Source organism: Streptococcus ratti FA-1 = DSM 20564 (genome assembly GCF_000286075.1).
Classification (GTDB): domain Bacteria; phylum Bacillota; class Bacilli; order Lactobacillales; family Streptococcaceae; genus Streptococcus; species Streptococcus ratti.
On the sequence record NZ_AJTZ01000006.1, the window covers coordinates 90,060 to 103,627 of the forward strand.

The window sequence follows — 13,568 nt, forward strand, 5'->3', positions numbered from 1 at the left end:
TTTTATCTAGCTATAGTATTTAATTATGATTCAAAACTGATTTCAACATCATCAAGACTAATATCGTCAGACTTAGCAGCTGCTTTAAAGTTTACAATAAGCGGGGCGACCAAACCAATAAAGGCGGCTCCTGCAAACATGCCGATGAGATAAGCCCAGCCATTGCCTACAGTAATAAAACCATAAATTCCGCCAACTGGAGGCATTTTTGCATGCATGCCCAGAGCGATACCAAGACCTGATGCAATAGCTCCGCCCAGCATATTAACAGGAACCAATTTCAAGCTGACCATGGTAAAAGGAATAGCTCCTTCTGTAATTCCTATAAAGCCCATCACCCAGTTGTTGCGTGAGGCATCCAGCAATTCTTCACTCAGCTTATCTTTATGAAACACAGATACAAAAGCATAGCCCAAAGGTACGGCACAAATAGCTGCATTGACAATAACTGCCGGCAAGTAGATCTTTTCAGCAAGAAGGACATTACCTGCCATCCAAGCTGCTTTATTAATCGGTCCCCCTAGATCTGTCCCAATCATAGCTCCCATAATCATAGCAAGAAGCACCTTGTTAACATCATTTTTAATCATTCCCTGAATCCAGGCCACCAAACTGGTATTAATCCAGCCTAAAGGCCCAGCTAGAACAACTCCCATTACAATGGCCACAGCAAAAGTTGCAAAGAAAGGGAAAACAATTAAGGGGAGAACGCTGCTGTATTTCTCAGGAACCTTAACAGTTTTTTTGCACCAAATTACGACATAACCAGCAATAAATCCAGCAATCATAGCACCAAGAAAACCGGCATTAGAGTTGGTAGCCAAGGCACCACCAATCAAACCGGCACCGATAGCCGCCTTATCCCCAATAGAATAAGCAATAAATCCAGCCAGCACGGTATTTAACAAACCGATACCTGTCCAGCCTACCTGTTCTGTCAAATAAAGATAGTGCTCAAAACCAGCCGTTTTAGCAAAGGCATCTAAACTGGTCTGCCCCATCATCAAACCAATCAATTTAGGTACTGCAATAACAAGCGAAGCACCAATAATCAAAGGTAAAGCATAACTAATGCCTGTCATTAGATGGCCTTTGGCACTGTTTAAAAATTTCTTCATTGAAAAACTCCTTTCTACATTATGACTGCTGCTTTATAGCCTGCACACATTTTTCCAAAACAGCTTCTGGAGCCTTGATGCAAGTGGCAATGTTAACTCTAATCTGTTTTTTGCCGGCAAATCGTTCCTGATCCATAATTTTTTGATCAGTAGCTAAAAGAACAAATGCTGCCTCCTTGATTTCTTGATCTGTCAGCTTATGAACCTGCCCGAGGGAACCCTGCTGCTCAATTCTAACGTCGTGCCCCATCTGAACTCCAGCTTTTTCTAAGGCCTTAGCAGCCATAGGAGTATGAGCAAGCCCAGCAGGACAGGATGTAATGCCTACAATTTTCATGTTAATATTCTCCTTTCATTGCTTTTGTAATGATTTCTTTTAATTGCTTAATATCTTTGGTATTTTTAATTGCATCTGTAAAATCACCTTCCATTAAAGAAGTCGCAATTTTACTAATCATCTCTAAATGATTCCTTCCTTCAAATTCAGAAGGAACCAATAGAGCAAACACATTAGCTACTGGCTGCTCATCAAAAGTTTCCCAACTGATTGGATGACGCAGTTTCAAAAAGATAACCGCAGGCTGGTAGATAAAATCACCCTTAGCATGTGGAATGGCGAATGAGTCCTGAAGACCAGTAGACACCTCCTCTTCACGTTTCAAAAAAGCCTCCACCAGCTGTTCGCTTTTATTGACCAACTTATTAACCTTTGCATAATGAGCAATGTATTGAAACAAGGATAATTTATCAGAAACATCTACATCGAGCAAAATATTTTTTGTGTCAAAGTCCATCGTAAGCCCCTTTCTTCTTGCTTGCAATAATACTATAGCATTAGAAACTAGCGGTGTCACTAACACTAATTTCCACTTTAAAAATGAAATATTAGGAGAATTTTTCCCAACTTTCAATCAGCAGCTATGGAAAATTTTTAAAATTTTTGAAGGACTGTTCTGTGTTAAAATAAAAGTACTGAACAATAGGAGGCAGGTATGGCTCAGCTTGATTTTCAACGGTTAGACGACTTACTCAATTATATGATAATACAAACCAGCCCTGTGACACTTGAGAACCTCAGTCAATCTTTTAAGGTATCTGGCCGAACCTTGAGAACAGATATCAAGGCAATAAATAGTTCTATTGTCCCAAACGGAGCTGAAATTATCCTCATCAGAAAAAAGGGCTATATTCTTACATACAGCAACAAAGAAAAATTTAATGATTTTTGGGAAAATGCTCATTCCGGAACCTTCTTATTCACTTCTGCCAAATCCAGAATTCAATACCTGCTGCGGCTATTTTTAACTACCGATCGCTTTATCAGCCAAAAATACCTGATGACAGTCTTATTTGTCAGTCAAAATACCCTCTATAACGATTTTCGAACCTTGAAAACAATACTTGGTGCCTATCATTTAAAAATCGTCAACAAGAGTAATCTAGGCTACATCTTATCAGGAGATGAGCAGTCTATTCGTTTGGCCATTAATAATCTTATTTTTCAAGAGCCCTTAACGGACTTTATCACCGCTGCCAACATGGTAGAAAAAGATATCTGCCTCAATATCAATTACAAACAATTTTCAGAACTTTTTCATAACTCTTTCACCAAACTGGTTCAGCTTGATTCAGATTATTTTCACCGAAACGCCTTTGTCAGTACCTTGCTGGCTCTTAGCCGAATTAAAGACGGTCTCCTTATTTCTGACTTTCAACAGACTGTATCGCTCATCCCTCAGGCACAAAAGGAAATCCAAAACTTCATCAAGAGTGCTGAACAAATATTTCACATTAAAGTGCCTAAAGATGAGCAACAATATTTAATCTATATTTTATCGGAGAATTTTCCCCATATTATTGACTCTGCCATCACTTTATCTGATGCCAGTCTTGTTAACAGCATTGTCCAAGCCCTGCTTTCTGATTTATATACAACTACAGGGGCTTCCTGGGTATTAGATGAAAATCTTAAAAGAAATTTAAAAGATCATATAAAACGGTTGCTCAGTATCCATACTATCAACAGCAGCCGGACAAATCCCATCCTTGAAGCCGTTAAAAACAACTTTCCTTATCCTTTTGAACTTGCTGTTTCAGCCATGCAGAAAATTGAAAAGAAGTTTCAAATCTCATTCACAGAAGATGAAATTTCTTATATCGCTCTCTATTTAGCCAGCGCCATTGAAAACAGCTGCAATAGTTACAATATCTCTCTGGCAATTATCTGCGGAACCGGCAAAATCCTAAGTTCTATTATTGAAAGCAAAATCAAAAAACGCTTCCCCAATACCTTTTCAGAAATTAAAAAGCTGTCTTATCGCGAGTTTGAACATTTAAGCAATAAAAAGGCTTTTCATGTCATTGTTTCTACCGTTCCCATCAAACATCAGCAGCAAAAGCCTATCATTTTCATTGATATGAATCACCTTGACGACGCTCTTTTGCAGATAGAAAACAAACTGAGCACAATGAAAAGAGACAACAGTACAATGAATCTTTTTCGCCCCTCTCATTTCATGCTGGTTAAAGAAAAAATATCAAGAGAAGCTCTTCTTAAAAGGATAGCCGAAATTTTACAGAGTCAAGGATTTGTGACAGAAAACTTTCTGGCAGATGTATTGGCACGTGAAAACATTTCAAGCACTGTTATTAATGAAATCATTGCCTTGCCTCACCCAATCGGAGACAGCGTCAATCAAAGCGCTATATTTTCTATCATTGCTCCTAAAGGCATTAAATGGAGCCACTCCACCAAAGTAAAATTTATCTTTTTGTTGGCTATCAAAGCCAAAGACCTTGAAAATATCCAACACATCTATGACAGCCTTTTAGACTTTGTTTCTTCAGAAAAAAAGCAGGATTGCCTGTTAAAGAATCCCAGTTATAAAACATTAATCAAAATTATCTCAGGACAGCAGACTGATCTAAAAAATGAATACTAAAAAAAGAGGATGAGAAGACTTTTATGATGAGTTTAACGATCATAAAAGTCTTTTCTTTTTCCTCTTAATTAAGTTTGTTTTATTATTTTTTATAAAATGACTGTTATTATTTACTTTCTTCCTGACTCCCCTTTAAAGGTAACTGTCATGGTTGTGGATGCTTTGGACGGTGATGGCAGCACCGTGGATTTGTAGGGCATGCTTGACAATGGAAAGTCCCAGGCCGGTGCCGCCGACTTTTTTCGAACGGCTCTTGTCTACTCTGTAAAAACGCTCAAAAATACGCTCTTGTTCATTGTCATCAATACCAATACCCGTGTCTTTGACCTCCAAGATAACTGTATCCTGCTGCGGCCTCACACTAACAAAGACTTCACCATGTTCCCGATTGTACTTAATAGCATTGTCGCAAAGATTGTAAATAACCGAATGAAGCAGGGCCGGATTGCCTGTTACTAAGGCTGTCTGCCCCGATAAGTTTAAAGAGACTTTCTTTTGGATCGCTTTGGATGAGAGGGTGTCCAGTACATTTTTTGCCACCTGATAGAGATCAACGCTTTCCATCCTTACTTGAGAAGACTCATCCAAATGCGATAAATTAATAATGTCTTCAACCAGCTGAATCATGCGCTGTGACTCAATGTAATTTTTTTCCGAAAACTGCTGTACATCTTGACTGGAGACCAAATCATTAGTCAGCATTTCAGAATAGCCGGCAATCAGGTGCAAAGGAGTCTTCAGCTCAGATACGAATAGAGCAAGATGATGAGATTTATAACCTTCATATGGATAAGGGCAGTCTATGATGACTAAAGTACGCAATAATATTTTTTGATAAATAAAGACTCTTGCTATTGACAGTAAATAGCTTTACGTTAACAAGCAACAAATTATCACTCCCCCTTTTTAGGATAGAACCATACAGAATAAATAATGGGTAAAATGAGCCATATAGTGAATGAAATCGTGATTACGATAGTCATATTTAAAAAATTCGAAAGAAGCAAAATCAAGCAGCAGACCGGTATGTTTAACTTAGCTAAAACATTATGGGTCGCCTTCCAATTTTCCTCATCATTTCTTGTTGAAAAAGTTCTTATACCAATGAATGGGTTGTAAGGAATGAAAGAGCATAGATTACCGATAAAGATAATCACACTGCATAAAAGGAATAACGATAGCTTTGTATCTATAATCATGTTGGAATTGACAATACTCAAAATCATAATTACTACAAACACTAGCATCAATAGCCAACGTAAATTATTCTTAATACCATCACTAAAAAATACTAGAACCTGAATCGTTATTAATAAAGTATAAGTCAATCCAACAAAATTAGAATATTGATGGCTGGTTAAATAATAAGCAGCAAGAAAAGTTAAAAAGCTTATTAGCATAAATAACCTATTGGAACTCTTCTTTTGCATAACTTTTTCCCTCATTTTATTGAAATTATTTTCTTGCTATTATACTCTTCATTTTAGATTTTTCAATAAAAAATGAAGTTATACTCAATGAAAATCAAAATCAGACTAGGTGACGCAAATACAGATTGAACTGTCTTCATCAAATCAAGGCAACAAGGTCTGAGTTTGGTTTTCGAAGAGTATTAGGCCCTTAAAAACCAAAAACACCCCATGGTGTGAACCATGAAGTGTTGATAAATGCTGTATTGTAGCCGTTTCTTAACGTTTTGAGAACTGGCTAGCTTTACGTGCTTTCTTAAGACCTGGTTTTTTACGTTCAACCATACGTGCATCACGTGTAAGAAGACCAGCGCGTTTGAGTGAGTCGCGGAAGTCTGGGTCAACTTCAAGAAGTGCGCGTGCGATTCCGTGGCGGATTGCTCCTGATTGACCGGCATAGCCGCCGCCGATAACATTAACGAAAACGTCGTATGAGCCTTCAGTAGATGTTACTGCAAAAGGTTGGTTGATAACAAGGCGAAGGTCAGCATGCGGAATGTATTCTTCAACATCTTTTTTGTTTACTGTAATTTTACCAGTACCTGGTACCAAGCGAACGCGTGCTACAGCGTTTTTACGGCGTCCAGTTCCTGCATATTGTGCTTGTGCCATTATATTTTACGCTCCTTTCCTCTTAGATAAGTCCTGTAATATCAAGTACTTCTGGTTGTTGTGCTGCATGAGTGTGCTCAGAACCAACGAAGACTTTCAATTTCATACCTTGTGCACGTCCAAGAGTGTTATGTGGAAGCATACCTTTAACAGATTTTTCAATCAAACGCACAGCATTTTTAGAACGCAATTCACCAGCAGAGATTTGCTTTAATCCACCTGGATACATTGAGTGAGTGTAGTAGATTTTATCAGTTGCTTTTTTACCAGTTAATTTAACTTTTTCAGCATTGATAACGATAACAAAGTCACCTGTGTCAGTGTGCGGTGTAAATGTTGGTTTGTTTTTACCGCGAAGAACGCTGGCAACGACTGCTGAAAGACGTCCAAGAGGCACATCCGTTGCATCAACAACGTACCATTTACGTTCAACTTGGCCTGGTTTAGCCATAAATGTTGTTTTATTCATGATTTCTCCTATACGAATCTTATGTTTACAAGTAGTGGATGTTCCGGTCCACTGGTTATTTGAAGGGTTCCGGGGCCTTTCAAATGGGGTAAACAATACCGTCTTATATAATATCAAAAAATCAGTTCCAAAGTCAAGAGGTTTTTATTGGGAAATAAAACTTTTTCTTTGGGACAGTCCTAGCAACTCCATCAAGTCTTTAACATTTCAAAAACAGCCTTCGCAGGCAGTCACAAAGCTAGCTCACTTTGATTCAAAAAACGGTCAGTTTAGCTGAACCGTTTTAATTTTTTAAAAGGCTCTTAGCTAATCTGACCAGAATAAATCATCTAAAGTCTTATCTAAAGCTTTGCAAATCTTAAGGCAAAGGTTAATTGTTGGATTGTAGTCCCCCTTTTCAATAGCTGAAATAGTCTGACGCGAGACACCGACCAAATCAGCTAGAGCTTGTTGAGACAGATCCTTACCAGCCCGCGCAGATTTTAATCGTAAATTTTTCATTCATCGGCCTCTTTCTTATTCCTATAATTTCGATAGAATATGCTGGCTCCCATACAGATTAAAGAAAGAGCTGACACCCACAAAAAAGAGCCCATATCTAAAAACTCCTTAAGAGTTGTATGTTTCACGAAGCCTACTATAACAGTGATAATAAGCACTCCTGCTCCTAACAGCATCACTGGCAGACCGATCCAGCGACCAATTTTTGCAAATTTTCCAAAACGCTGATCTACAAAAAGACTAGCCCCTTTGAGCGTACTATAGCAAACATTTAAGGTAAGGCCTCCCCAAAAAGCAATGTTGAGCAATAAATTTGGCTTTCCTAAGGTCGCAATATAAAGAATAGCCATAACAAACCAAAAAGACAAGGCATAACTTTTGAGTTGGATTTGCTGCTGACGTTCGTCGTAGATAACTTCTTGTTTTGACTTTTCAATTTTCATCTGCATTCTCCCTTTTATCTTGCATCATTTTATAAGCACTCACAAGCAGAATGACAGCAAAAGTTATGATAAACAACAAGCTCATTGAATTGTCCCCTGTGAGATAGAGATGCCCATCATGACTAAATCTGCCTTGGTTCCAATTCTTATATACAATAAACATTTGAATAGTAATCATAATTACATATAAGTACAGGAACCTCTTGCTTTTTTTCGCTGTAAAATAAGCATCATTTAAAATACTGCTGCAGACAAAAACACCTACAATAAGAAAGAGACTGGCCATACCTGCAAAAGCTAGGGTAATGTATTGCCCCAGCTCATCACCCCACATGGCAAGAATGAAATTGAAAGCCATCACAACCCAAGCCGCATTGGTATAAGCTTTCTTTTGCATGAGCAACTGACGTTCATCGTATTCTCGCCTGCCCTTTTCATCCGCATAGAATCGTAGGAACACGAAAACACCTACAGCAATAGCCAATAAAATCAAATTCATAACAAAGTCAAACATAAGAAACACTTCCTTTCTTTTTCATCTTTATCATACTCTTTTAATAGCGTTTTGTCAAATATATTTTACAATAAACATAAAATATTTTCCTAAAAGTAAAATCAGATAAACAAACTTATCTGATTTCAACTTGAAGATAAAGTCTTTTGTGAGACTTTCCTTAGGTGATGCGGACGGCAGCGACTTCCTTCGGAATTCCATGCCTAAGATTTGAGCCTAAGGTCTCAAATCTTCCGAATGGCAGAAACAATGGGGTTTCTGCCACTTTTATCACGGCGGAAAGTCTCGGATTAAGGCTCGCTTCGCTCGCAAACCAAAGCCATTTAATCGATATTTGAAGAACTTCAAAGCATGTTTGCATTGAAAAATGTGTTTGTCTACACTCTAAAATCAGATAAGCAAACTTATCTGATTTCTTGTTTATCTGGCATCTTTACCAATAGTAAAGACCGCTAAAGTATTGGGGCCGACATGGGCGGAAATAACTGGACCTAATGGCAGTATCAAAACTTCTGTTATTTCTTCGTTTTCTAACAGCTGGGCCCTTAAACTCTCTGCCGCTTCACTGTCATTGGAATAGGCTACGACTGCGGTATCATGATTAAGATCGGCTGTTGCTCGCTTTATCATCTCTTTCATTCCCTTTTTACGGCCACGCAGTTTGGCCAGCGGTACTAATTTCCCACTCGGATCCAGCCATAGTAAAGGTTTGATATTGACCAGACTTCCTACGACTGCCGAAGTTTTTGAGAGTCTGCCTCCCCGCATCAAATGATAAAGATTGTCCACCAAGAAGAAAGTCCGCAAACGCGGTCCTATATCAAGAATCATGTCTTTCGTTTCCTGAAGCGTTTTTCCTTGTTGGCGTGCCTGAGCTGCCAGCATGACTAAGTAACCTTCACCGCCAGCAGCCGCCAAAGTATCAACAATTTCAATGATTGCCTGCGGATATTCTTCCAAAATCATATCACGCGCCATAATCCCTGACTGATAGGTTCCTGACAAAACAGAAGAAAAAGCAACATAAAGTACTGCTTCCCCAGCTTCAGCTGCTTGTCGAAAAAAGGTTTCAAACTGACCGGCATTAATCTGGCTCGTTGTGGGTTTGCTACCTGCAGCCATTCTTTCCAGCAACACTTCACTGGTCAAGCGGTTAGGTCCCACCGTCTCATACGTGACATCATCCAACTGAACAGTCAGTCCCAGTACTTGAACATTATTTTCCTGAGCCCAGCTTTCCGGTAAATCAGCAGTTGAATCGGTCAAAATTTTAAAAGTCATTTTTCTCTCCCTTTTCTAGATGTTTACTTTCGATTTCTAAAAACTTCATACATAAGAATAGCCGCCGCAACACTGGCATTAAGGCTTTGAACATGACCAGCCATAGGAATGGTAATCATCTCATCAACCTGCTTTTTAATATTGGCCGAAATGCCCTTGCCTTCGTTGCCGATAATGAGCGCCAGTTTCCCTGCGGTATTCCACTTGTGAGATGGAGTGCCGTTCATGTCGGTTCCAAAAACCCAAAAGCCAGCTTCTTTTAGCTTATCTAAGGTTTGACTAAGATTGGTCACTCGGGCAACAGGAACATGCTCTACTGCTCCAGTTGAGGTCTTAGCAACAACAGGTGTCACGCCAACAGCACGGTGTTTAGGAATGATGATACCAGTTACATTAGTTGCATCAGCTGTCCGCAAGATGGAGCCAAAATTATGAGGATCATTGAGACCATCTAAAATTAAAATTAGTGGATTCTCTTCCTGCTCTGCCTTTTTCAAAATAGCCTCAAATTCAGCATAGGCAAAGTCGGACACACGCAAGACAAATCCTTGGTGAACAGCAGCATTTGTCATATCGCTAAGTGTTTTTTTAGGTGTCCAAGAGATGGAGACTTTCTTCTCTGCCGCCAAATCCTTTATCTTCTCAACGTTCTTGCCACGCAGGTCATCCTGAATATACAGTTTATTGCCGGTATTAGCTTGAAGCGCCTCAGTTACAGCATGGACACCATAAACCATATCAGCATTCTCAGTTTGATTCATTCGTTTTTCTTTCATGATGTTATTATAGCATGAAAAGCAGAGCTTGCTTAATAAAAAAGATTTCAAGTTGACAAGATGATATTCTAGTAGTAGAATACTTTTATTCTACTACTAGAATAAAAGGAGACTTATATGACCATTTCACTGACCGAACAATTGATTCTTGGCATTTTGCTTGAGGGGCCACAACACGGCTATCATATTGAGCAAGTCATCAAAGAACGCGGCATGCGCACATGGACGGAAGTTGGCTTCTCATCGATTTATTATGTTCTTGATAAATTGGAGAAAAAAGGACTGGCAACCGCTACTTCTGGCAAAGGAAAAGAGAAAAAGGAATTTCAAATCACCAAAGAAGGACTGGAGGCGCTAAAAGCAAACTCTAAGAAACTCATTAGCGAGCGCAGGCCAGCTAACGCTCACCTAATGACGGGACTGGCAACTGCCTATCTTTTAGATGACAAAGAGCTGCGCGCAGCATTTTTCAAGCGCAAAGAAAAGCTAGAGGACGATCTTGCAGATATGCAAAACAAACAAAGTAAGGAGCAGCATAAGGCTCCTATCGCCCAACAACTCTTCAGTCTTGGTCAGACACTGCTAGAAGCTGAACTTGACTGGATCAAGCAAGAATTACAGAAACTGGAGGACTAAAATGGCTTTTGATTTCAAAAAAGAATTTAAAGCATTCTACCAACCTAAGACAAAACCAAGCATTATCACTGTCCCTAAGATGAACTATCTAGCCGTTCGCGGAACGGGAGATCCTAATCAAGAAGACAGCGCCTATAAAGAGTCTATTGAGTTACTGTATGGGGTTGCCTATACCCTAAAGATGAGCCATAAGACTGACTATAAGATAGAGGGATTTTTTGACTATGTTGTCCCGCCTCTTGAAGGTTTTTGGTGGCAGGAAGATAGGGAAGACGTTGATTATGGGCATAAAGAGCAGTTTTCTTTTATCTCAGTCATTCGTCTGCCTGATTTTGTAAGCAAAGATAATGTTGACTGGGCTATTAGCCAGGCAAGCAAAAAGAAAAAACGAGATTTTTCTAAGGTAGAATTTTTTACCTATGATGAAGGCTTGTGTGTCCAATGCATGCATGTTGGCCCTTACAATGATGAACCTAAAACCGTTGAAGCCATGCATCAATTTATGGAAGAAGAAGGTTATGTTCTTGACATCACGCTTGAGCGCATGCACCATGAAATTTACCTAGGGGATGTTCGTAAAACAGCAGCAGAAAAATTAAAAACAGTCCTTCGACACCCGATTAAGAAGAGCGTCTAAATACCGTTATTCCTCTATTTATAGCCAAAGAAAATCAGATTCAGATCATAAGATGCATCCAAGAAAGCAGCATCATGATATCAAACCCACCAACCTGCTTAGCCTCATAAGGAATTCCCTGTTTGTAGAATTTTGGTTTAAAAGGTGCAAGCACCTGTTCTTTAAAATAAGGCCTTCTTTCTGCCACAGGCATTTTCAGCAAATCACGATAGACCTTATCTGAAATATGAATGGTCATTTATTTTCCTCCTATACCTAACAGTATAAAGGGTGACGTAAGGTTATAGTCAAGTAGTTAAAAAACAGTTTTCGATGAAAACTGTTTTTTAACTACTCTCGACTACCTCAATACACCAATCAATCAACTCTTCTAAGCGCTCAACTTGATTAGTCATGTGAAGATAGCCCATGACCGCCTCAAAACCCGTTGACATCTTGTAGGTGACGACATCGGTATTTTTAGCCTTGGTATGGCTGTTGGCATTGCGGCCGCGACGGTAAATATCTTCTTCTTTTTCGGTCAATAGCTGTGCTTCCAATATTTTAGTGATTAACATGGCCTGCGCCTTGGCTGATACATAGCGAGTCGCTTTGCGGTGCAGTTGATTGGGCTTAGTAAGCCCCTGAAAAATCAGGTGTTTACGAATATAAGTGGAATAAATAGCATCACCTTCAAAGGCAAGGGCAAGCCCATTGATTAAATTGACATCAACCGCCTTAGTCACGTGTCCACCTCACACCGTCCTTGGTATCAAGAAGCTTGATGCCTTGGGCTGCCAATTGGTCACGGATAGCATCTGCGGTTTCAAAATCACGCGCTGCCCGCGCTGCCTGACGTTCTTCAATCAGTTTTTCAATGTCAGCATCCAAAACTTCTTCAACAAAAACGATACCAAAAATTTGGAGAATTTCTGCAAATTTATCCTTCACCGCTTGATTGTAATGACCTGAATTAATCCATTTAGCCATTTCAAAAACAACCGTAATACCATTGGCAGTATTAAAATCTTCATCCATAGCTTCTTGGAATCTTTCCAAAAGTTGGGCAAATTCCGCTTCGTCTACCGTATCTGTGAAGGGCTGTTCATAGGTATTTTTCAGATATTTGAGATTAACTTCAGCATCATGAATAGCTTTTTCTGTGAAATTAAAGGGTTTTCGGTAATGCTGAGTTGCAAAGAAAAAGCGCAAAACCTGTCCATCCATTGTCTTGAGGGCATCGTGAACAGTGATAAAATTTCCTAAAGATTTAGACATTTTTTCATTGTCAATATTGACAAAGCCATTGTGCATCCAGTAGTTGGCAAAAGGCTGTCCTGTTTTTGCCTCTGACTGAGCAATCTCATTGGTATGGTGAGGGAATTCCAAGTCAGCGCCGCCGCCGTGAATATCAATAGTGTCCCCTAAAATCTCAGTTGCCATTACAGAGCATTCAATATGCCAGCCGGGACGCCCCTGACCCCAAGGACTGTCCCAGGAAATTTCCCCTGCTTTGGCGGCTTTCCAAAGGGCAAAATCAAGCGGGTCTTCTTTGAGCTCACTTTCGGCATCTACTCGGCCGCTGGCTCCGATTTCTAATTCTTCCAAGGTCTTATTGGCAAGAGCAGCATAATGATCTGATTTACGAACCCTAAAATAAACATCTCCTGCTGTTTCGTAGGCAAAGCCCTTGTCCACCAAAACCTGCACAAAATCAATGATTTCATCCATATAATCAATGACACGCGGGTTGGCAGTCGCCGGCTTAACACCAAGGGCTGCAACATCTTCTTTGAAAGCGGCAATAAATTTATCAGACAATTCCTTGGTGGTCATACCAGCTTTTGCCGCTGCCTTGATAATTTTGTCGTCAACATCTGTGAAGTTGGAAACATAATTAACCCTATAGCCGCGATATTCAAAATAGCGGCGAATGGTGTCAAAAGCTACTGCACTTCTGGCATTGCCGATATGAATGTAATTATAAACTGTCGGACCGCAGACATACATGTTCACTGTATTCTTATGAATAGGCACAAATTCACGCAGACTGCGCGTCATGGTATCGTAAATTTTAATCATCTATCAATTCTCCAATCATTTTTTAGGAGCCTTTGTTTCTCTAATAACAAGCACCTTTTCCCAAGTTAGACTAATAAAGCCAAGCTTTCTTTATAATGTCATCATGCTC

The 13,568-nt window shown here is 39.5% G+C and carries 16 protein-coding genes and 2 pseudogenes; 3 read left to right on the forward strand and 15 right to left on the reverse strand.

Going from position 1 to position 13,568, the window contains the following annotated elements:
* Positions 1-23: 23 nt before the first annotated feature.
* Genes SRA_RS09620 through SRA_RS09630 form a run of 3 tightly spaced genes read right to left on the reverse strand, consistent with a single transcriptional unit; the run spans position 24 to position 2,029 of the window.
* Complete coding sequence (locus tag SRA_RS09620) at positions 24-1,118, reverse strand: PTS fructose transporter subunit IIC (protein ID WP_003090331.1); 1,095 nt, start codon at positions 1,116-1,118, stop codon at positions 24-26.
* A gap of 19 nt (positions 1,119-1,137) precedes the next feature.
* Positions 1,138-1,455 (reverse strand): PTS fructose transporter subunit IIB, encoded by a 318-nt coding sequence (locus tag SRA_RS09625; RefSeq protein WP_003090332.1) that lies wholly within the window; start codon positions 1,453-1,455, stop codon positions 1,138-1,140.
* A 1-nt stretch (position 1,456) separates the two neighbouring features.
* Positions 1,457-2,029 carry a PTS sugar transporter subunit IIA gene (locus SRA_RS09630; RefSeq protein WP_225310762.1) on the reverse strand — a complete coding sequence of 191 codons (573 nt, stop codon included), beginning with the start codon at positions 2,027-2,029 and terminating at the stop codon, positions 1,457-1,459.
* 81 nt (positions 2,030-2,110) lie between these two features.
* Between SRA_RS09630 and SRA_RS09635 the strand changes: the two genes are divergently transcribed.
* Entirely contained in the window at positions 2,111-4,060 is a 1,950-nt protein-coding gene (locus SRA_RS09635; protein ID WP_003090334.1) for a BglG family transcription antiterminator, read from the forward strand.
* A gap of 132 nt (positions 4,061-4,192) precedes the next feature.
* Here SRA_RS09635 and SRA_RS09640 read toward each other — a convergent pair.
* The 9 genes and pseudogenes from SRA_RS09640 to rlmB form a co-directional block, all read right to left on the reverse strand.
* Positions 4,193-4,804: pseudogene (locus SRA_RS09640) on the reverse strand (sensor histidine kinase); the annotation flags it as partial.
* A gap of 149 nt (positions 4,805-4,953) precedes the next feature.
* Positions 4,954-5,505, reverse strand: coding sequence for an SdpI family protein (locus SRA_RS10540; RefSeq protein ID WP_367291949.1), 552 nt, complete (start codon positions 5,503-5,505; stop codon positions 4,954-4,956).
* Between the two features lie 243 nt (positions 5,506-5,748).
* A complete protein-coding gene (gene rpsI / locus SRA_RS09650; RefSeq protein WP_003090339.1) occupies positions 5,749-6,141 on the reverse strand; it encodes a 30S ribosomal protein S9 in 393 nt (130 codons plus the stop codon).
* 22 nt (positions 6,142-6,163) lie between these two features.
* On the reverse strand, positions 6,164-6,610 hold the full coding sequence (gene rplM, locus SRA_RS09655) for a 50S ribosomal protein L13 (RefSeq protein ID WP_003090341.1): 447 nt from the start codon (positions 6,608-6,610) through the stop codon (positions 6,164-6,166).
* A 306-nt stretch (positions 6,611-6,916) separates the two neighbouring features.
* Complete coding sequence (locus tag SRA_RS09660) at positions 6,917-7,111, reverse strand: helix-turn-helix transcriptional regulator (protein ID WP_003090343.1); 195 nt, start codon at positions 7,109-7,111, stop codon at positions 6,917-6,919.
* Complete coding sequence (locus SRA_RS09665; protein ID WP_003090345.1) at positions 7,108-7,554, reverse strand: hypothetical protein; 447 nt, start codon at positions 7,552-7,554, stop codon at positions 7,108-7,110. The genes SRA_RS09660 and SRA_RS09665 overlap by 4 nt, the downstream gene beginning before the upstream one ends.
* Complete coding sequence (locus SRA_RS09670; RefSeq protein ID WP_003090352.1) at positions 7,544-8,068, reverse strand: hypothetical protein; 525 nt, start codon at positions 8,066-8,068, stop codon at positions 7,544-7,546. Before SRA_RS09670 ends, SRA_RS09665 begins: the two co-directional genes overlap by 11 nt.
* Before the next feature lie 420 nt (positions 8,069-8,488).
* The gene (locus SRA_RS09675; RefSeq protein WP_003090353.1) at positions 8,489-9,349 is read right to left on the reverse strand and encodes a DegV family protein; all 861 of its coding nucleotides are present in this window, start codon (positions 9,347-9,349) and stop codon (positions 8,489-8,491) included.
* A gap of 23 nt (positions 9,350-9,372) precedes the next feature.
* Entirely contained in the window at positions 9,373-10,110 is a 738-nt protein-coding gene (rlmB, locus tag SRA_RS09680; protein ID WP_003090356.1) for a 23S rRNA (guanosine(2251)-2'-O)-methyltransferase RlmB, read from the reverse strand.
* 132 nt (positions 10,111-10,242) lie between these two features.
* Here rlmB and SRA_RS09685 point away from each other — a divergent pair, with 132 nt between their 5' ends.
* Together SRA_RS09685 and SRA_RS09690 are read left to right on the forward strand one after the other, a co-directional pair.
* On the forward strand, positions 10,243-10,761 hold the full coding sequence (locus SRA_RS09685; protein WP_003090358.1) for a PadR family transcriptional regulator: 519 nt from the start codon (positions 10,243-10,245) through the stop codon (positions 10,759-10,761).
* Position 10,762: 1 nt separating this feature from the next.
* On the forward strand, positions 10,763-11,398 hold the full coding sequence (locus tag SRA_RS09690) for a GyrI-like domain-containing protein (RefSeq protein WP_003090360.1): 636 nt from the start codon (positions 10,763-10,765) through the stop codon (positions 11,396-11,398).
* A gap of 46 nt (positions 11,399-11,444) precedes the next feature.
* Here the strand turns inward: SRA_RS09690 and SRA_RS09695 are convergent.
* The 3 genes and pseudogenes from SRA_RS09695 to cysS all read right to left on the reverse strand — a co-directional run.
* A pseudogene (locus SRA_RS09695) lies at positions 11,445-11,636 on the reverse strand (metallopeptidase); the annotation flags it as partial.
* A gap of 88 nt (positions 11,637-11,724) precedes the next feature.
* Positions 11,725-12,123 (reverse strand): Mini-ribonuclease 3, encoded by a 399-nt coding sequence (locus tag SRA_RS09700; RefSeq protein WP_003090364.1) that lies wholly within the window; start codon positions 12,121-12,123, stop codon positions 11,725-11,727.
* Positions 12,116-13,459 carry a cysteine--tRNA ligase gene (gene cysS / locus SRA_RS09705; protein WP_003090365.1) on the reverse strand — a complete coding sequence of 448 codons (1,344 nt, stop codon included), beginning with the start codon at positions 13,457-13,459 and terminating at the stop codon, positions 12,116-12,118. The genes SRA_RS09700 and cysS overlap by 8 nt, the downstream gene beginning before the upstream one ends.
* Positions 13,460-13,568: the final 109 nt, after the last annotated feature.